This is a genomic window from Burkholderia sp. AU30280, from assembly GCF_020420125.1.
In the GTDB taxonomy this organism is placed as follows: Bacteria; Pseudomonadota; Gammaproteobacteria; order Burkholderiales; family Burkholderiaceae; genus Burkholderia.
In genome coordinates this window covers 224,483-243,272 of record NZ_JAIZRY010000006.1, presented here as the reverse complement: position 1 = coordinate 243,272, position 18,790 = coordinate 224,483, and the positions used below count along the sequence as shown (strand labels likewise).

Below are 18,790 nucleotides of genomic sequence, written 5' to 3'. Positions count from 1 at the left end.
CCGTTCCCGATGGAGCCGGCGCGCCGTTTCCGACATGAACTTGAAACGACAGACGGGCCGGCCGGGCGGTGAGGGCGATCCGGCATCGCGGGCAGGCACGACCCGAAACGGCGTTCGGCGCACGCGCGGCATGAAGGGTGCGGCTGGCAGGCCCGGCTTCTGGCAGGCCACGGCCTTGCTGGCAAGCGCGGTCGTACTGTTCGGCGGCGCGGCCACGGCGGCGCCCGCCGAAGACGGCAGCACCGCCGTCGCGGCTTCGTCGGCCGCCACGCTTTTCACCCCGGCCCAGTCGGCCTGCACGCATGTGGCTGCCGCAGCGGCCTATCCGGTCGCCGCAAAACCCGAAGCCGCGCCACCGCTGAAAGGCCGCGTGACGGACACGACGGGCGTGCTCGGCACCGCCTGCGCATCCGAACTGACCGACCGCCTCGCTGCGCTCGAACGACAACTCGGCGTACAGGTCGCGATCCTGCTGGTCGGGTCGACCGGGCAAGCGACGATCGAACAGTTCGCGACCACCGTATTCGACCATTGGAAGCTCGGCAAGGCCAAAGTCGACAACGGGCTGCTGCTCGTCGCCGCGCTCAACGACCATACCGTGCGGATCGAAGTCGGCTACGGGCTCGAAGGCACGATTCCGGACATCGTCGCGGGCCGGATCATCCGCGAGCGGATCGTGCCGGCATTCCGCGAGAACCGTATTGAAGCCGGCATCAGCGATGCGGTGGATGCGTTGACGCGCCAAATGTTGCCGGCGGACGTCGCCACGCCGGAGCACGCGGCACCCGCCGCAGCGCCCGGCGGGCGCGACGACGCATACGAAACGGAAGTGGCGGCCGCGACCGGCGCCACGAACGCACCCGCCCGCGACGCACGGACTGACGGCGAAAAGTACCAGCCGAACGGCCTGCCCGAGCGGAAACGCACGAACACGGGCGGCGTGCGCTTCTGGTTCCTGCTCGCGCTTGCCAATGTCGTGCTGGGCGTGGTCGCGCAGTGGCGCCGGCTGCGCCGCAGGCTGGCGCTGCTGGCCGCCTGGCTCGTGGCGGCCGTCGTGCCGATCGTGATGCTGCCGGTCGGCGCGATCTTCAACGGCAGTCTCGGAGCAATGCTGGGCGCGGCGCTGTTCGTCCCGGCGGCGGCCGGTATCGCGCCGTGCCTGCTCGGCATCAACCTGTTTCTGTCGGCGCGCGTGCGCAAATACACGGCGATCGTGGGCGGGACGCTGTTCATGATCATCGCGATCGGGCGCGAGATGGATTATTCGGTCGAGGAAGTGCTGTCCGGCATCTTCGGCGTGCTGTGCGTGCTCGCCGTGATCTGGGCGAAGCTGATGGGCATCGGTTCGTCTTCGTCGTCTTCCTCGTCCGGCTCCCGGTCACGCTCGAGCTCCGATTCGTTCCGCGGCGACGGCGGTTCGAGCGGCGGCGGCGGCGCGTCGGGCCGCTGGTAGCCCCCTGCGCGCGGCTTGCCCGCGCACCCGATTCCTTTCACCTACCGCTCCACCCGGAGCGTTCAACCGGAAACAATCCACGATGAAATGGTTTCGAATCCTGCTCGTGTGCTGTGTGCTGGCTCCGCTTGCGGGGTGCGGCTACAACGCGATCCAGTCGTCCGACGAGGACATCAATGCCGCGTGGTCCGAAGTGCTGAACCAGTACCAGCGCCGCGCCGATCTCGTACCGAACCTCGCGGCGTCGGTGAAGGGCTACGCATCGCACGAGGCGCGCGTGCTGACCGAGGTGGCGTCGGCCCGTGCGCGCGTGGGCAGCGTGCAGATGACGCCGGAAATGGCGAAGGATCCGGCCGCGCTCGCGGCGTTCGACCAGCGGCAGGGCGAGCTGTCGGCGGCGCTGAGCCGGCTGATGGTGGTGTCCGAGCGCTACCCGGAGCTGAAGGCGAACGAAGCGTTTCGTGATCTGCAGACGCAGCTCGAGGGCACGGAAAACCGCATCGCGGTCGCGCGCGGCCGCTACATCAAGACGGTGCAGCACTACAACGTGCAGATCCGCCAGTTCCCGGGCGTCGTGATCGCGAGGATCTTCGGCTACCAGCCGCGTCCGAATTTCGGCGTGGCGAACGCAGCGACGATCTCGGTCGCGCCGACGCTCGATTTCTCCGCACAGCCGCAGCCGCCAAAGGCAAACGTGGCCGGCGAGTAACGCCGGCTAACGGTCTCACACGCTCAGGGCTTGCGCGCGGCCGCCTTCGCGAAAGCGCCGCGCACCTCGAAGCCGATCGCATCGGCCACATTGCCGCGCGCATCGACGAGTTCGAGCCGGTGGCGGCCCGGCCACGGCATCCACGCGACGCGATCGGCGTGCCCGATCACCTTGTCGTCGAGCCGCCACGCGAATTTCGACGCGCGCCCGGCCGAGCGCTCGAACCAGATCCGCTGGTTCTTCGGCGGAATGTCCGGGTCGATCGCGAAGATCGTACCGTCGGTCGGCGCGCCGATCGTCAGCGGCGCGCGTGCGCCGTCCTTGCCTGGCGTGACGGGGGCGGCGAGCCGCATCGTGTCGAGCGCCGTTCCCGCGATGAACCACTCGTTGCGCGACGGTTCGATATCGCGTTCGAACGTGATGCGGCGCGTCTCGACGCCGGCCGGCGCGCGCGGCGCGCGGCTCGGCTGGTCGCGGTGCAGGTAGCCGACGACAGCCGACCACACCGGCGACGCACCCGTGACGCCCGACACGTCCCACATCGGCGAGCCGTCCGCATTGCCGACCCACACACCGACCGTATAGCGCGACGTGAAGCCGACGGTCCAGTTGTCGCGCATGTCCTTGCTCGTGCCGGTCTTGACCGCCGAGAAGAAGCGCGTCGCGAGCGGATTGTCGAAGCCGAACGTGCGCACGCGCGCATTGTTGTCGGAGAGGATGTCGGTCACGACGAAGCTGGCTGCCTCACTGAACACGCGCGTACCGTCGGTGGCTTGCGCGGCGGTCGATGCGCCGGACGCCGGCGCGGGACTGGGACCGGGCATGTCGACGACCTTGCGGGCAACGCCGCCGTTCGCTAGCGCGCGGTACGCGTTGGTGAGCGACAGCAGCGTGACGTCCGCACTGCCGAGCGCGAGACTGAAGCCGTAGTAGTCGCCTTCCTGCGCGAGCGGCAGGCCGAGCGCGGTCAGCGTGCGCGCGAAGCGGTGCGGCGTGACGAGCACGAGCGTACGCACGGCCGGCACGTTCAGCGAGCCGCCGAGCGCGCTGCGCACACTCACCCAGCCCTTGAAATCCTTGTCGTAGTTCTGCGGAATGTACAGGCCGCCGCCGGCGGCGAGGTTGATCGGCGCATCGTCGAGCAGCGACGCGGCCGTCAGCCGTTTCTCGTCGATCGCCTGCGCATAGAGGAACGGCTTGAGCGTCGAGCCGGCCTGGCGCGGCGCGAGCACGGCATCGACGTCGCGCGCACTCGACAGCGCGCCGGACGATCCGACCCAGGCACGAATCTCGCCGGTCGCGTTGTCGATCACGACGACCGCGCCGTCCTGCACGTTGCGCCGGTGCGCGGGCGCGTTGAGTTCGGTCAGCGCGCGCATCAGCGTGTCGCGCGCGAAGCGCTGCAGCGGCGCATCGAGCGTCGTGCGCACCTGTGCACCGGCCGTTGGCCGCACCTCGGCCGCGATGCGTCGCGCGAAGTGCGGGGCGAGGGCGGCGCCGTCGTCGCGCGCGGCGCTGGCCGGACGCGCGGTGACGAGTTGCACGTAGCCGTCGAGCGACGCGCAGGCCTGCTCGGCATGCATGTCGCGCAGGATCCGGCATGCGCGCTCGGCGACTTTCGCGGGCGTCGCATTGGGCGCGCGCACGAGCGCGGCCGCGATCGCGGCTTCGCGGGCGTCGAGGCCCGACGGCGCCTTGCCGAACAGCACCTGCGACAGCGCGGCGAGGCCGATCGTCTCGCCGCGGAACGGCACGAGGTTCAGGTACGCCTCGAGCACCTGGTCCTTGCGCCAGCCGCGTTCGAGCAGCAGCGCGTTGACCGCCTGCGTCGCCTTCTGCGGCAGCGAGCGCTGGCCCGACCGGCGCGGCGAATCGCTGAGCAGTCCGGCGAGCTGCATCGTGACGGTCGATGCGCCGCGCGTGCGCTCGTTCCACAGGTTGCCCCATGCGGCGCCGGCGATGCCGCGCCAGTCGACGCCGCTGTGTTCATAAAAGCGCTTGTCTTCCGACACGACGATCGCCTCGCGAAACGCGGGCGACACATCGGCGAGCGACACCCAGTCGCCGCGCCGTTCGGCGAGGTCGACGCGGGTGCGCTGCAGCGGCGTGCCGTCGCGTGCGAGCAGCACCCAGTCGGAGCTGCGCCAGCTGCGGCGCACCGTGTCGTAGCTCGGCAGCGCATGCGCGACGAGCGGCGCGGCCAGCACGATGGCGACGAATACGCGGCCGGCGAAACGCACCGGCCGCGGCAATACCGGATCGATCATCAATGTCTCGTTACTTGCCCGGTTCGGCCGGCTTCACGGTCATCGGCGGGTTCGGCCACAGGCCGTACACGGACGGCGCGTACAGCGCCTCGACGCGCGTCGGCGGCAGCCCGAACGTGCCGACGTTGTTCAGCCGCACCGTGTACTCGACCGAGAATTTGCCCTTCGGCAGATAGTCGTAGTACGCGCGGTAGCCGTCGAAGTCGCGTTCGATGAACGCCGGCCACGTGCCGTCCGGCGTCTTCTCGCCTTGCGTCGCGGCTTCGGAGTCGCGGCCGAGGCCCGAACCGAGGATCGTCGAGCCGGCCGGAACCGGATCGTTGACGACGACCCACGTCATGTCGCTCTGCGCATCGATGTCGAGATGCACGCGCACGACGTCGCCGCGCGTCAGCACGCCCTTGACGGCGGGCGATACGGGCGTGACGGTCTTCGTGATCCGGTAGCCGGCCGCGAACGGTGAGCGCAGCGGCACCGCCGCGAGGCTTTCGATCGTGGCCCACGGGCGGCCCGTGCCGTCCTGCGTGACGGACAGCGTGGCCGGCGCCTGCGACGCGCGCGGCCACGGCAGCATCACGCTGCGGGCCGCGGCGGCGCGGGTGGCGGGCGTGGCCGACGCCGCCGACGATCCATCGACGGGCGCGGGTGCCGGCGCCTGCGACCACGAGATCGTGCGCGCGTCGCCGCCGAGCGCGACCTTCGTCGCGCCGGCAACCGGCGTGCTTTCGTAGGTGCGCGAGAAGCGCTCGACCGCGAGCAGGCCGAGTGCGTTCGACGTCGTGGTCTGCCATGCACCCTGGCGCTGCAGCGCGAGCAGGCCGGCCGTCACGCGCGGCATCTCGTCCTTCCACGCCGGGTCGCCCGCGAATTCCAGCGCGAGACGCGCCGCGTTGGTCTCGTTGCTGGTCATCAGCCACCACAGGTCGTCGTCGCGTGCGGTCGAGAACACGAGCTGCGTGCCCTGGTACGTGAGGCGTGCCCGCAGGATCTGTTCGACCTGTGCGCGTTTTTCGTCGCGTTGCGGGATGTCCTTCACGCGTGTCAGGATCGCGTGATAGTCGATCACCGCCGACGTCGGCCACTGGTTCGGCGCGATCTCGATCGAGCCGAGCATGCGGCCCTGCGCGGCGCCGTAGCGCGACAGCGCCTCGATCGCGGCCAGCTTGCGCAGGTCGCGATCCTGGCGCGGCGCCCACGTGTTGCGTTCGAGGCGACCGTCGACGAAGCGCGCGAGCCCGGCCTCGAGCTGGGTGCGCAGGTCTTCCGGCAGCGCGAAGCGCGGGTCGAGACGGCTTGCCTCGTCGGACACCACGAGCAGGTACGACGACAGCGTCGCGCTGCCGGCATGCGAATCGTCGGACGACGGCGGGAAGTAGCTCGCGAGCCCGTCGCTGTCGAGATAGACGGGCATGCGTGCGATCAGCGCCTGCCATTGCGCGGGGTCGCGCAGGCCGATCGCGCGCGAGGTCTGCTGTTCGAGGCAGCGGTACGGATAGCGCTCGAACCAGCGTTTCACGCCGGGCAGCCCGTCGGCAAGCTTCGACTGCAGCGACACCGCGATGCCGCCGCGCGGCAGGCCTTGCGCGTTGTTCGCGGCGCCGGCCGGGGAGGCTACCGGCACCGTCAGCGTGCCGTCGACTTGCGCGAGCGTCGCCTGCTGCACGGTGACCGGCAGTGCGGGCACGACCTTCTGCGCGACTGCCAGTGCGTCGGATGCGCGCTTGCCGCCTTGCTCGGCCGCTTCGATGCGCCAGTTCAGCGCGCCGGCCGCGTCGAGCGCCTGCTCGGGCACGGTGATCGTCCACGCGACCTCGGTTGCCGTATTGGCCGCGAGCGATACGGTCTGCGGCGCGACATCGAGGCCCGTCACGCGCGGCGTCACGACGACCTGCATCGCGCGGTCGGTCGTGTTGCGCAGCGTGACCTGCGCGCGGAACGCGTCGCCTTCGCGCACGAGCGGCGGCAGGCCGGAGATCAACTGCAGATCCTGCGTGCTGCGGATCGACGTGCTGCCGGTGCCGAAGCGGTCGGGGCCGACCGCCGCGATCGCGACGATCCGGAAGCGCGTGAGCGCGTCGTTCAGCGGCACCTCGACGGTTGTGCTGCCGTTCGCGTCCAGCGTCACGCGCGGATTCCACAGCAGCAGCGTGTCGAACAGCTCGCGCGTCGGCGCGCTGCCGCCACCGCCGCCTGCCGGCACGGCCTTGCGGCCGAAGTGGCGGCGGCCCACGATTTCCATCTGCGCGGTGGCCGTCTCGACGCCGTACGCGCGTCGCCGCAGCATCGCGTCGAGCAGGTCCCAGCTGTTGTTCGGCATCAGTTCGAGCAGCGCCTCGTCGACGGCCGCGACCGCGATCTGCGTGCCGGCCGGCGCGGGCTGGCCATTCGGCAGCGTGACCTTCACGTGCGCCTGCGCCTTGCTGCGCACCGTGTAGCGCGTCGCGTCGGTCGTCACGGTCACGCCGAGGCGGTGCACGCCCGTGCCGACCTTGATTTCGCCGAGACCGTAGCGGAACGCCGGCTTCGACAGGTCGACGAACGCGGTCGGCGCTTCATAGTGACGGCCTTCGCGCCAGAACGCGCGCGCCCATTCGACCGGCGCCTTCCAGCCCCACGTGAAGAACGAGTACCACGGCACTTCGCGAATCCGGCCGCGCAGCGCGAGCACCGACACGTAGACGTTCGGCCCCCACGATTCGCCAACCTTCAGGTCGACCGTCGGATTCTTGCCGTTCAGCTCGACGATGTGCGTCTCCATCACGCCGCCGCGCTCGACGGCGACCAGCGCGGTCGCGTAGCGGAACGGCATGCGCACCTGGAAGCGGGCGGTTTCGCCCGGTTCGTACGAGGTTTTCTCCGGAATCACGTCGATCCGGTCGGTGTTGTCGCCGCCGAACCAGAGCTCGTCTTCGCGCGTGACCCACACCGACGTCGATGCATTCGACGTGCGGCCGTCGCCATCCTTGGCGACCGCGATCAGCTGCACGTTGCCGGCCTGTTCGAGCGTCGCGTCGCAGGCCATGCGGCCCTTGTCGTCGGTCTTGCCCGAGCACAGCACGCCGAGGTCGCGCGTGTCGCTCTTGTTGTCGTACGCATAGAAGCCGCCGACCATCCGCTTGCGCGACGACGTCGTGATGTGCGCGACGCCCTTGATCTCGATCGGCACGGACGCACGCGGCTTGCCTTGCAGGTCCACTGCCAGCGCCTGCACGGGCACGCGCTGGCCGACCGATACCCAGCGGCCCGCCTTGATGCCGGCCACGACCGCGGCCGGCCACAGGATCGTGTCGCCGCGAATCGTCTGCACTTCGCCGTTCGGGTCGGCGAACGTCGCTTCGAGCGCGATGCGCTTCGGTGCATCGACGTCGGGAAGGCCCTTGAGCGTGACCGAGCCCGCACCGTTGCGGTCGAGCGTCAGCGGCAGCTTGTCGGCGATCAGCTTCGTTGCGTCGGGATCGTTGTTCGACGCCGATGCGTTGTCGCCGTCCTGCGAATCGTCGTCGGCATTGCCGTCGCTCGTGTCGGGGCGATACGGCGTGAAGCTGAAATCCTCGAAGCGATCCGCGAACGGCGGCGACGCCCACTTCATCAGCGCCGACACCTGCACCGGCAGGTTCGATGCGCCGCCGCCCGACACGTAGTCGATCTGCACCGCGAGCGGCGCTTCCTTCACGGCGACGAGCGGGCTTTTCTGCGCGTCGCGTGCGCCGATCGACCCCTTCAGCACCGGCAGGCGGAATGCCTCGACGCGGAAGCTGCCGCTGTAATAGGTGGCGGTCGGCGCGTCCTCCGGGCCGCCTTCGAGTTCGACGCTGTATTCGCCGAGCTTGGCGGCGGCAGGCAGCGTGAACTGCGTGTCCGCGCTGTGGTCGGCCGCCCACGTGAGCGGCAGCTTGTAGGTCTGACCCGTGCCGAGATGGCGGATCGTCACGCGCGTCGGGTATTGTGCAGGGAACGCGAGGCTCTGCAGCGTTTCGGTGCGGATGAAATGCTTCATCGACACGGTTTCGCCCGCGCGCAGCAGCGTGCGGTCGAAGACCGTATGCGCGCGCACGGTCTGCGCGCTGTCGGTGTCGGTCGGCACGTTGAAGCGCCACGATTCGATCCCGCGGTTCCAGCCCGAGCTGACGAACGCCATGTCGGGGCCCGTCTTCGGATCGTTCACACGGGCCGACACGAAGTAGTCGTCGAAGCGTTGCTCCGAATCGGACGAGCTGCATGCGCGCTTCGATTCGAACGCGCCGTCGATCTTCAGCAGGCCCTGTGCGTCGGTCTTGCCGGACGCGATCTCGTCGCCATTGCAGTCCGACACGCGGATCTGCGCGTTCGGCACGGGCTTGCCCTTGTCGAGCGTCGTGACCCACACGAGGTTGTTTTCGCGGCCCTGTTTCAGGTGCACGGCGAGGTTGGTGACGAGCACCGTGGTGCGCACGTACATGCTCGACGGCTTCGCGAGCAGCGAGCGGCCGAGCGCGGGCGACGCGAGTTCGAGCACGTAGAAGCCGGGCTTGTCGATCGGCACGCCGACGACTTCGAACGGGCGCAGTGCCTTCGGGTCCGCCTTCGGCAGCGCCAGCGCCTGCACGCCGGGCTGGCCCTTGAGCAGCGTCAGCGAGCGCACGTCGATGCGGCGATCCTTCGGCGCGGGCGCTTTTTCGCCGGCTTCGCGCGGTACGTAGACGGGGTGCTGGCCCTTGCGTTCGAGCAGGCCGGGAATCTGGCTGTCGATCGAACCGGCCGTCATCGACCAGTTGTCGAAGCGGTCGACCGTGCGCATCCACTGGCGAATCGCGGTGTCGTCGTCGACCTTCAGGTTCGAGAACTGCGCGCCCTGGGTATTGAGGCCGTCGATATGCAGGTCGGCCTCGACGTTGCGCAGCGTGACGGGCACGAGCGCGGGCGAATCGGGTTCGGCGAAGCGCTCGACGATTCCGAACGTGCCCGACGAGAATTTCGCGAGCGGCGGCATCGGCGCGGTGCGCGTCGCGAGCGGGAACAGGTCGGCGTTGGACAGCGAGCGGTCGGTCACGTCGCGCAGGCCCGACGGCAATTCGATCGTCAGGCCGGCCTGTTCGGGCAGCGGCGGGTTGAACGTGACGGTGGTGACTTCCTCGCTCTTGTCGTCGGCCGCGAAGGTCGGCGACAGCGAACCGTCGGGGCCGCGCAGCTTGATCGCCTCGGCGTTCTTGCGCGAGATCGGTGCGTTGAACGACAGCGTGAGCGGGCGCAGCGGCGTGCAGGGCGCCTTCGCATTCTCGCGCTCGCACGAGAAGCTCGCGGCGAACGGTGCCCGCACGGTGAAATCGAAGCGCCGTTCCGTTTCGTTCGGGATCCCGCTCGGGCTCGTGACGCCCTTGCCGTATACGAGCTGCATCTTTGCGCTGGCCGGCAGCGCCTGCGCGCACGACAGCGTCAGCACGCGCGCGGCATCCTTCTTCAGGCCGAAGTGATCGAGCAGCGCGTTGCGCGCATCGTCGTCGGCGGCCGTGACGGGAATGCGGTTGCCGATGCCGGCCGCCTCGCACCAGATGTTTGCGAGCGCCGAGCGCGGTTCGGCCGGGCCGTTCAGCTTCAGCACGAACATCTGCCGTTCCTCGATCTCGCGCGAGCCGGGGCGGACGTTCACCGGGAACGGGCCGCCCGTCTGGAACGTGAAGCGGCGCGGGCCGCTGGCCGCATTGCCGGCGACCGAGCGCAGCGCGTCGTTGAGCGCGACCGAGCAGCGCACGCCGGGCGGCAGGTCGTTTTCGAAGTCGTAGACCCAGGTCTTGTCGTCGAGCCAGTGGCCCTGGCCGCGTGCGGCCGTGGAATCGTTGCAGGTGACGCGCGCGGGATTCGGCGCGGACGCCGAGCCGAACGCGACCATCGGTTCGTCGAACTTGACGACGGCTTGCCGGACTTCGGTGACGGTGCCTTGCGGCGACACGCTCACCGTGCGCGCCGCGCCCGCATGTAGCGACAGCGCCGTGGCGCCGCCGAGCGCCGCGACGGCGCCAATGCGCCAGAGCAGCCGGGTGGTGTGGTTGGCTTGCGTTGCCTTGTTCTGTTTGTCGTGCTGCTTCATCGCTCGATTGCCCTCGGAGGGAAGCTTTCTGTTTGATTGCACGCGATTCTAACCGACCGACATGCGCCCGCATCGCGCCGCACAGTGTGGCGTCAGTGTGCGACATTGGCCGGCGTGCCGCAGATTTGTCGCGTCGACGACACAAAAATGCAGCGAAATGTCGATTGTCTCGGATTGCGGAACATTTAATGGACTATAAAAAGATTGTTCGATCCGCTTTGTGCGCGTACATTTCAGGTCCGCGCCAATGTTTGAGAAATATCAAGCGTGGTTTTCCCGAATCCGGTGTTCGAGAGAAGGAAACATGCACAACGACAACACTCCCCATTCGCGTCGCACTGGCGACGCAGCCTTAACAGGCATCACACGGCGTCAATGGCTGCAGGGCGCACTGGCGCTGACGGCGGCGGGCCTCACCGGCTCGCTGGCGTTGCGGGCCCTGGCCGACGATCCCGGCACCGCGCCGCTCGATACGTTCATGACGCTCTCCGAAGCATTGACAGGCAAGAAGGGGCTGAGCCGCGTGCTCGGCCAGCGCTTCCTGCAGGCCTTGCAGAAGGGCTCGTTCAAGACGGCCGACAGCCTGCCGCAACTCGCCGGCGCACTCGCGTCCGGTTCGCTGAATCCCGACCAGGAAGCACTCGCGCTGAAGATTCTTGAAGCGTGGTATCTCGGCATCGTCGACAACGTCGTGATTACCTACGAAGAAGCATTAATGTTCAGCGTCGTATCCGATACGCTCGTGATCCCGTCGTATTGCCCCAACAAACCCGGCTTCTGGGCCGAAAAACCGATCGAGAGGCAAGCCTGATGGCCGATACCGATACGCAAAAGGCCGACGTCGTCGTCGTCGGGTCGGGTGTCGCAGGCGCGATCGTTGCACACCAGCTCGCGATGGCGGGCAAGTCCGTGATCCTGCTGGAAGCCGGTCCGCGCATGCCGCGCTGGGAGATCGTCGAGCGCTTCCGCAACCAGGTCGACAAGACCGATTTCATGGCGCCGTATCCGTCGAGCGCGTGGGCCCCGCATCCGGAATACGGCCCGCCGAACGACTACCTGATCCTGAAGGGCGAGCACAAGTTCAACTCGCAGTACATCCGCGCGGTGGGCGGCACGACGTGGCACTGGGCCGCGTCGGCATGGCGCTTCATCCCGAACGACTTCAAGATGAAGACCGTGTACGGTGTCGGCCGCGACTGGCCGATCCAGTACGACGACCTCGAGCATTACTATCAGCGCGCCGAGGAAGAACTCGGCGTGTGGGGCCCGGGCCCCGAGGAAGATCTTTACTCGCCGCGCAAGGAGCCGTACCCGATGCCGCCGCTGCCGTTGTCGTTCAACGAGCAGACGATCAAGAGCGCGCTCAACGGCTATGACCCGAAGTTCCACGTGGTGACCGAGCCGGTCGCGCGCAACAGCCGCCCGTACGACGGGCGGCCGACTTGTTGCGGCAACAACAATTGCATGCCGATCTGCCCGATCGGCGCGATGTACAACGGCATCGTGCACGTCGAGAAGGCCGAGCAGGCCGGCGCGAAGCTGATCGACAGCGCGGTCGTCTACAAGCTCGAGACCGGGCCGGACAAGCGCATCACCGCCGCGGTCTACAAGGACAAGACGGGCGCCGACCATCGCGTCGAAGGCAAGTACTTCGTGGTGGCCGCGAACGGCATCGAGACGCCGAAGATCCTGCTGATGTCCGCGAACCGCGATTTCCCGAACGGCGTCGCGAACAGCTCGGACATGGTCGGCCGCAATTTGATGGACCACCCGGGCACCGGCGTGTCGTTCTACGCGAACGAGAAGCTGTGGCCGGGTCGCGGCCCGCAGGAGATGACGTCGCTGATCGGCTTCCGCGACGGCCCGTTCCGCGCGACCGAAGCCGCGAAGAAGATCCACCTGTCGAACATGTCGCGCATCAACCAGGAAACGCAGAAGATCTTCAAGGGCGGCAAGCTGATGAAGCCCGAGGAGCTCGACGCGCAGATCCGCGACCGTTCCGCGCGCTACGTGCAGTTCGACTGCTTCCACGAAATCCTGCCGCAACCCGAGAACCGCATCGTGCCGAGCAAGACGGCCACCGACGCGATCGGCATCCCGCGCCCCGAGATCACGTATGCGATCGACGACTACGTGAAGCGCGGCGCCGTGCACACGCGCGAGGTCTACGCGACGGCCGCGAAGGTGCTGGGCGGCACCGAAGTCGTCTTCAACGACGAGTTCGCGCCGAACAACCACATCACGGGCGCGACGATCATGGGCGCGGATGCACGCGACTCGGTCGTCGACAAGGATTGCCGCACGTTCGACCATCCGAACCTGTTCATCTCGAGCAGCTCGACGATGCCGACCGTCGGCACGGTGAACGTGACGCTGACGATCGCGGCGCTTGCGCTGCGGATGTCGGACACGCTGAAGAAGGAAGTCTGACCGTGCGGAAATCTACTCTCACCTTCCTCCTCGCCGGCTGCCTCGCGCTGCCGGGTCTCGCACGCGCGGCCGACGCGGCCGATCCGGCGCTGGTCAAGCGCGGCGAATATCTCGCAGTCGCGGGCGACTGCATGGCGTGCCACACCGCGAAGGGCGGCAAGCCGTTCGCGGGCGGCCTCGGCATGCCGATCCCGATGCTCGGCAAGATCTACACGAGCAACATCACGCCCGATCCCGAGACGGGCATCGGCAACTGGTCGGCCGAGGACTTCGAGCGCGCGGTACGCCACGGGGTGTCGAAGAACGGCGACAACCTGTATCCGGCGATGCCGTACGTGTCGTACGCGAAGATCAATGACGACGACGTACAGGCGTTGTACGCGTACTTCATGCACGGCGTCGAGCCGGTCAAGCAGACGCCGCCGAAGAACGAGATCCCCGCGCTGCTGAGCATGCGCTGGCCGCTGAAGATCTGGAACTGGCTGTTCCTGAAGGACGGCGCGTACGAGCCGAAGCCGGCGCAGAGCGCCGAGTGGAACCGCGGTGCGTATCTGGTCCAGGGGCTTGCTCACTGCAGCACGTGCCACACGCCGCGCGGCATCGCGATGCAGGAGAAGTCGCTCGACGAGACGGGCGGCAGCTTCCTGTCGGGCTCGGTGCTCGCGGGCTGGGACGGCTACAACATCACGTCCGACGCCAACGCGGGGATCGGCGGCTGGACGCAGCAGCAGCTCGTCCAGTACCTGCGCACCGGCAGCGTGCCGGGTCTCGCGCAGGCGGCCGGCCCGATGGCCGAGGCGATCGAGCACAGCTTCTCGAAGATGACGGAAGCCGATATCGGCGCGATCTCGACGTACATTCGCACGGTGCCGGCAGTCGCCAGCGGCGATGCGAAGCAGTCGCGCTCGTCGTGGGGCAAGCCGGCCGAGGACGGGCTGACGCTGCGCGGCGTCGCGCTCGCGTCGTCGGGCATCGATCCGGCGCGGCTCTATCTCGGCAACTGCGCGACCTGCCACCAGATGCAGGGCAAGGGCACGCCGGACGGCTATTACCCGCCGCTGTTCCACAACTCGACGGTCGGCGCGCCGAATCCGGTCAACCTCGTGCAGGTGATCCTGAACGGCGTGCAGCGCAAGGCCGGCAGCGAGGACGTCGGGATGCCCGCGTTCCGCCACGAGCTGTCGGATGCGCAGATCGCCGCGCTGACGAACTACGTGACCGGGCAGTTCGGCAATCCGGCCGCGAAGGTGACCGAGCAGGACGTCGCGAAGCTGCGTTGACGCGGCGCGTGACGAAGCAGGGCAATAACTGACAAGAGGAGGAGCACAGCACATCGGGTTGTTGCCCGATGCCGGTTGTTGCAGAGCGGGGCGGGCGGCGCAGGCGGCCGCCCGTCCTGGTTCATTCGCAATCCGGTGCGCGGGGCGGGTTCCCGCTACACGCATCGCTTTCGTTGATCGACACCATGACACCGAATCAACCGTTTCTCGCGTCCCAGCGCGATGTGCTGCTGCTGCTTGCCCGGATCCTGCTCGTGATCCTGTTCATCATGTTCGGCTGGAAGAAGATCGTCGACTTCCCCGGTACCATCGCGTTCATGGGTTCGGAAGGCGCGCCCGCGCCGATCATGTCCGCCGCGATCTCCGTCGTGATGGAGCTGTTCGTCGGGATCGCGATCCTGGTCGGCTTCCAGACGCGCGCGCTCGCGCTGCTGCTGGCGCTCTATACGATCGGCACCGGCATCATCGGCCACCACTTCTGGAATATGACGGGCGGTGAGCAGATCAACAACATGATTCATTTCTACAAGAACATCGCGATCGCCGGCGGCTTGCTCGCGCTTTGCGCGGCAGGCCCCGGGCGTTTTTCGATCGATCGCGGATAAACGGACCCGGGGCGCGCGCATGGGGCACGCGCTGGAAGGTCGAGACTCCGAGGGGGCTTCATTTTGCGACTCAAACATTTCGCATGGCTGATCGCGGCCGCCACGCCGGCGGCCGGTTTTGCACAGACGAGCGTGACGCTGTACGGCCGCGTCGACGGCGGCATCGAATACCTGAACCACATCGCGAAGCCGAACGGCGGCAGCGGGACCCGCTGGAGCGCCGAAAGCGGCGACTGGGGCACCAGCATGTTCGGGCTGAAGGGCATCGAGGATCTCGGCGGCGGGCTGTCGACGGTCTTCGACCTGGAAACCGCGTTCCAGGTGATGAACGGCCAGACGGGCGGCGGGCGCATGTGGTCGCGGCGCGCGTATGTCGGGCTCAAGAGCAACACGTGGGGCCAGCTGCAGGCCGGCCGCAACCTGTTCATCGACAGCGACGGCGTGTGGGAATTCGACCCGTTCGTGCAGCAGGCGTTTTCGTCGGCCTCGCTCGTGCGCGGCCGCAACTGGCAGCAGACCAGCAACAACATCGAGTATCACAGCCCGGTGATCGGTGGTTTCGACGTGCAGGCGCAATACGCGTTCGGCAACCAGTCACGCGGCTTCAACTACGGTGCGACCGACGATTTCGGCCGCTCGGACGGGATCATGATCTCGTACCACTCGCCGCTGCTCGACGTGCGCGGCATCTACGATGAACTGCGCGACAACAACGGCAAGTTCAGCAACATCTTCACCGCGTCGCGCGAATATTTCGTCGGCGCGAACGTGAAGGTGTCGAAGTTCAAGATCCAGGGCGCGTATACGCATTACCAGGCGCCGGACAGCCCGGCCGGCGTGGCCGATCGTGCCGATCACTACTGGCTCGGCGCGACCTACACCGCGACGCCGCAGTGGGCCGTGACGGGCGGCGGGTATTACGTGAAGGTGGGTGACGGCGGCGGCGATGCATCGCACGATCCGTCGGGGCACGCGATCATGTATGTGCTCGGCACGACGTACAACCTGTCGAAGCGCACGTTTCTGTATGGCACGGTCGCGTATGCGCGCAACGGCGGGAATTCGAACTTCTCGCTGCTCGCGACGCCGCGTGATGCGACGTCGGGCACGAGCCCGATGACGGGCGAGTCGCAGACGGGGGCGTATGTGGGGATGATGCATACGTTCTGAGCGCGAAGGGCACCGGATGCACAAAAGGCACGGGTTTCCAACCCGTGCTTTTTTACGTCTACAGGTTTTGCCGGTCTGGCTTCAGTACATCGCACCGGACTCAAAAGACGTGATACGAACACGGCAGAACGTTCATCCGTTGTTTCGCAGCCACCGGTAAAGCGAGCTCGGTAGTTTGCATTCGCTAAATTTCTTTCCGGGCCAGCAAATGCTGGTGCGACACGCATCGGCCGCTCAACTCCACGAAACGGCTGTCGTCGAGTCCCGGGAAAACCACGTTCAGGCTTCACCCGTTCAATGGATCGTTGTGTAACCTTGATCCTCTTCGCAACGCTAATACGGAATCTTTTTCACATGAAGGATCTGGCCGCATTGGAAAAGCTCGTCCGGGTCGACAACCTTAGGCTGGTTGTCGAGCGGGATGGCACGTTCGTCGCCGAGGCTCATGCCTCGCAAGAAAGGGTGTTCGTCAAGGCGACGACGGATAAAGCGGCTTTCGACCGGCAGTGTGAAATCCTGGAAGCGCTCGAAGCGCATTCTTTCGCACCGAAAATATTGGGGAAGGCCGCTTGGGACGACTATGGGGTCGTCGTCTTGAGCGCCATTCAGGGCAATCAGCTTGATCAAGTTTTGAAACGGGCCGGACGGGAGACGAAACTGCGGCTCGTTTCGGCTGCCGGTGCTGCTTTAGGGCAGCTTCATCGTGCGATCACGCCATCCAGCTTGTCGGGGATGAAGTTCTGGCAGCAGCGTGATGTGAAGCTGGAGCACCCCGTCGAGTGGCGTACTCATCTTGAGGGGATGGTTTCGAAGTGGATGTCACGCCTGAACCGGGCTGCTCCTGACTACCCTGAATACTGCGTCCAACTGGATCGACTGCTTCATTCCGGCGCCAACTTGCGTGAACCATCCGATTTCCGGCTCCTGCATTGCGACTACATCGGAAGAAATATCCTGGTCGACTCCGACGATAGGGTTTCCGGGATTCTGGATTTCGAAGCTGCACGCATTGGAGACGCAACCTACGATCTAGCGAAGATCGTCTGGGTGGATATGGATTTTTCCGATCAAACGCTGCGTAGCGCCTTTCTCGCAGGCTGGGAGAATACGTACGGTGAGCAGGTTTCTCGAAGGGAATTTCTCTACTATGTTGGTGTGCAATGCCTGGCGGCGATCGCGTGGACGGACAAGAACGCGCCGCTCGACAACGCAAACGTATTTCGATCAACGGCGATCCGCACGTTGAGCGACGTGGTTCACGAGTTGTAATTGACTTTCAGTTGGCATGTTGCCGGGTTAGAGCGGTTCCGACGGGAAAAGTCACGTGCCAATCAACAACAAGGTACTGGTCTATCTTACGTGGCGAGATAGCTTGCTCACGTTTACACAAACCAGGTTCCCGGAAGCCGGAAGGCAGGTGGTTGCCGGCACGATGAACCAGGGAGAAATGCCGGTAGCCGCAGCGCTACGCGAGCTTCGAGAGGAAAGTGGCATCGACGATGCCAAAGTCGCGCGTGTTCTTGGCGACTACTTCTATTCGATGAGGAAATTCGGACGAAGCGAGATCCAGCACCGGCATGTCGTGCATGCTACGGTGAGTGACAATATTGCAATGAAGGCGCACTGGTCGCATTTCGAAACTGATCCAAGTTCCGGTGGTGAGCCAATTGCATTCAGCTTTCAGTGGCTTCGCCTTTTTGGAGCGGAAATCACGCTGATCGGTGGGCACGATTTCTTCTTGCCCATGCTGAAACACTTCATGCGGGAGCATTCGGATGCGTGATTGAACAGAGACTGATGCATGAAGGTCTGCATCGTAGGTCTGTCGAGGGACATGAGCAGAGGAGAGCTTCCGGAACACCGTCGACATGATCAAGGTCCCGTGCCGCATCGACAAGCGGCTCAGCGAATACCTGTCTGGAGGCGAGGCACTCGCGAGGAGGGTCGTTGCAGTCCACGACGCTTCCTCGCGCATCAAGGCAATCGGTGCGGCGGATCTTTGCTGAAGCTATTGCAACAGGCAAATGCGCTCGTACTGCGTAGTTCGGCGACTGCGGCGGATCAAAACACGCACTGCTCGGTCGTGGTGAGCGTTGCAAACGGCCCACCAAGCGTCGCATTGTGATGCGCGACGATCCGCTCGGCCGGGAGTGCCGGCGTGTCCATGCAGGTATGCGCGTCGGTCACGAGCACCGCGCGAAAGCCATGATCGGCGGCCGCGCGGCACGCCGTGTCGATACAGTACTGGGTCTTCATTCCCGCGATGACGATCTCGACGATGCCAGCCTCGCGCAGCCATTCGGCGAGCCGCGTGCCCGCGAAGCTGCTCGACTGGGCCTTGTCGAACACGATGTCGCGCGCCGTATCGATCGCGAGTTTCGGTACCAGCGCGGTCAGCGGCGTTCCGGGCGCAATCGGCGAACCGGCGGGCCCGGTGTGACGCACGGCAAATACCGGTGCACCGGATTCATGCGCTCGACCGATCAACCGGTTGATGTTCGCGAGCACGCGTTCGCCGTCGTACGGACGCTCCGGGCCGTGAAACAGGCCGACCTGCATGTCGACGACGAGCAGGGCGCGTTTCGGGGAAGAGACTTCGGGCATGGCGTTTCTCCTGAGTGACCGATGCGGACGGAGAAACGACAAGACCCCGTCCGGAACCGGCGGGGCCTGTGAGGGATCGCGCTACGACCTTGCGCGCACTCGCCGCACGAGCCCGCCGAAGGCGGTCGTGCGCGTCGTGGTCGAGGTGGTGGTCGTGACGTGGCGCATGCAGCGATCATGCACGATGCGCACGCATCACGTCAATCGC

At 66.5% G+C, this 18,790-nt stretch carries 12 protein-coding genes; 9 read left to right on the top strand and 3 right to left on the bottom strand.

The annotated features are described in order from the left end of the window. Positions 1 to 34: 34 nt before the first annotated feature. On the top strand, positions 35 to 1,453 hold the full coding sequence (locus LGN17_RS16185) for a TPM domain-containing protein (protein WP_226197687.1): 1,419 nt from the start codon (positions 35 to 37) through the stop codon (positions 1,451 to 1,453). A gap of 82 nt (positions 1,454 to 1,535) precedes the next feature. Further along, positions 1,536 to 2,162 (top strand): LemA family protein, encoded by a 627-nt coding sequence (locus tag LGN17_RS16180; RefSeq protein WP_226197686.1) that lies wholly within the window; start codon positions 1,536 to 1,538, stop codon positions 2,160 to 2,162. A gap of 23 nt (positions 2,163 to 2,185) precedes the next feature. Here the strand turns inward: LGN17_RS16180 and pbpC are convergent, their stop codons facing one another. Both pbpC and LGN17_RS16170 read right to left on the bottom strand, forming a co-directional pair. Continuing rightward, positions 2,186 to 4,429: a penicillin-binding protein 1C gene (gene pbpC, locus LGN17_RS16175; protein WP_226197685.1), complete on the bottom strand. Its 2,244-nt coding sequence runs from the start codon at positions 4,427 to 4,429 to the stop codon at positions 2,186 to 2,188. Between the two features lie 10 nt (positions 4,430 to 4,439). Next, positions 4,440 to 10,493 carry an alpha-2-macroglobulin family protein gene (locus tag LGN17_RS16170; protein WP_226197684.1) on the bottom strand — a complete coding sequence of 2,018 codons (6,054 nt, stop codon included), beginning with the start codon at positions 10,491 to 10,493 and terminating at the stop codon, positions 4,440 to 4,442. Between the two features lie 304 nt (positions 10,494 to 10,797). Between LGN17_RS16170 and LGN17_RS16165 the strand changes: the two genes are divergently transcribed. The 7 genes from LGN17_RS16165 to LGN17_RS16135 all read left to right on the top strand — a co-directional run bounded on the left by LGN17_RS16165 (position 10,798) and on the right by LGN17_RS16135 (position 17,761). Continuing rightward, entirely contained in the window at positions 10,798 to 11,304 is a 507-nt protein-coding gene (locus LGN17_RS16165) for a sorbitol dehydrogenase family protein (protein WP_226197683.1), read from the top strand. Then, positions 11,304 to 12,923, top strand: coding sequence for a GMC family oxidoreductase (locus tag LGN17_RS16160; protein ID WP_226197682.1), 1,620 nt, complete (start codon positions 11,304 to 11,306; stop codon positions 12,921 to 12,923). The genes LGN17_RS16165 and LGN17_RS16160 overlap by 1 nt, the downstream gene beginning before the upstream one ends. A gap of 2 nt (positions 12,924 to 12,925) precedes the next feature. After that, entirely contained in the window at positions 12,926 to 14,203 is a 1,278-nt protein-coding gene (locus tag LGN17_RS16155) for a cytochrome c (RefSeq protein WP_175966417.1), read from the top strand. A gap of 185 nt (positions 14,204 to 14,388) precedes the next feature. Beyond that, positions 14,389 to 14,808 (top strand): DoxX family protein, encoded by a 420-nt coding sequence (locus LGN17_RS16150; RefSeq protein ID WP_175953959.1) that lies wholly within the window; start codon positions 14,389 to 14,391, stop codon positions 14,806 to 14,808. Positions 14,809 to 14,871: 63 nt separating this feature from the next. Beyond that, a complete protein-coding gene (locus LGN17_RS16145; RefSeq protein WP_226197681.1) occupies positions 14,872 to 15,978 on the top strand; it encodes a porin in 1,107 nt (368 codons plus the stop codon). Positions 15,979 to 16,332: 354 nt separating this feature from the next. Continuing rightward, positions 16,333 to 17,247: a phosphotransferase family protein gene (locus LGN17_RS16140; RefSeq protein WP_226197680.1), complete on the top strand. Its 915-nt coding sequence runs from the start codon at positions 16,333 to 16,335 to the stop codon at positions 17,245 to 17,247. Between the two features lie 55 nt (positions 17,248 to 17,302). Next, complete coding sequence (locus tag LGN17_RS16135) at positions 17,303 to 17,761, top strand: NUDIX hydrolase (protein WP_226197679.1); 459 nt, start codon at positions 17,303 to 17,305, stop codon at positions 17,759 to 17,761. 278 nt (positions 17,762 to 18,039) lie between these two features. Here LGN17_RS16135 and LGN17_RS16130 read toward each other — a convergent pair whose 3' ends face one another. Continuing rightward, positions 18,040 to 18,582, bottom strand: coding sequence for a cysteine hydrolase family protein (locus tag LGN17_RS16130; RefSeq protein ID WP_226197678.1), 543 nt, complete (start codon positions 18,580 to 18,582; stop codon positions 18,040 to 18,042). Positions 18,583 to 18,790: the final 208 nt, after the last annotated feature.

Coding starts and splice junctions, on each gene's coding strand:
- LGN17_RS16165 (WP_226197683.1), top strand. CDS start 10,798: ATGCACAACGACAACACTCCCCATTCGCGTCGCACTGGCGACGCAGCC.
- LGN17_RS16185 (WP_226197687.1), top strand. CDS start 35: ATGAACTTGAAACGACAGACGGGCCGGCCGGGCGGTGAGGGCGATCCG.
- LGN17_RS16140 (WP_226197680.1), top strand. CDS start 16,333: ATGAAGGATCTGGCCGCATTGGAAAAGCTCGTCCGGGTCGACAACCTT.
- LGN17_RS16150 (WP_175953959.1), top strand. CDS start 14,389: ATGACACCGAATCAACCGTTTCTCGCGTCCCAGCGCGATGTGCTGCTG.
- pbpC (WP_226197685.1), bottom strand. CDS start 4,429: ATGATCGATCCGGTATTGCCGCGGCCGGTGCGTTTCGCCGGCCGCGTA.
- LGN17_RS16180 (WP_226197686.1), top strand. CDS start 1,536: ATGAAATGGTTTCGAATCCTGCTCGTGTGCTGTGTGCTGGCTCCGCTT.
- LGN17_RS16170 (WP_226197684.1), bottom strand. CDS start 10,493: ATGAAGCAGCACGACAAACAGAACAAGGCAACGCAAGCCAACCACACC.
- LGN17_RS16160 (WP_226197682.1), top strand. CDS start 11,304: ATGGCCGATACCGATACGCAAAAGGCCGACGTCGTCGTCGTCGGGTCG.
- LGN17_RS16130 (WP_226197678.1), bottom strand. CDS start 18,582: ATGCCCGAAGTCTCTTCCCCGAAACGCGCCCTGCTCGTCGTCGACATG.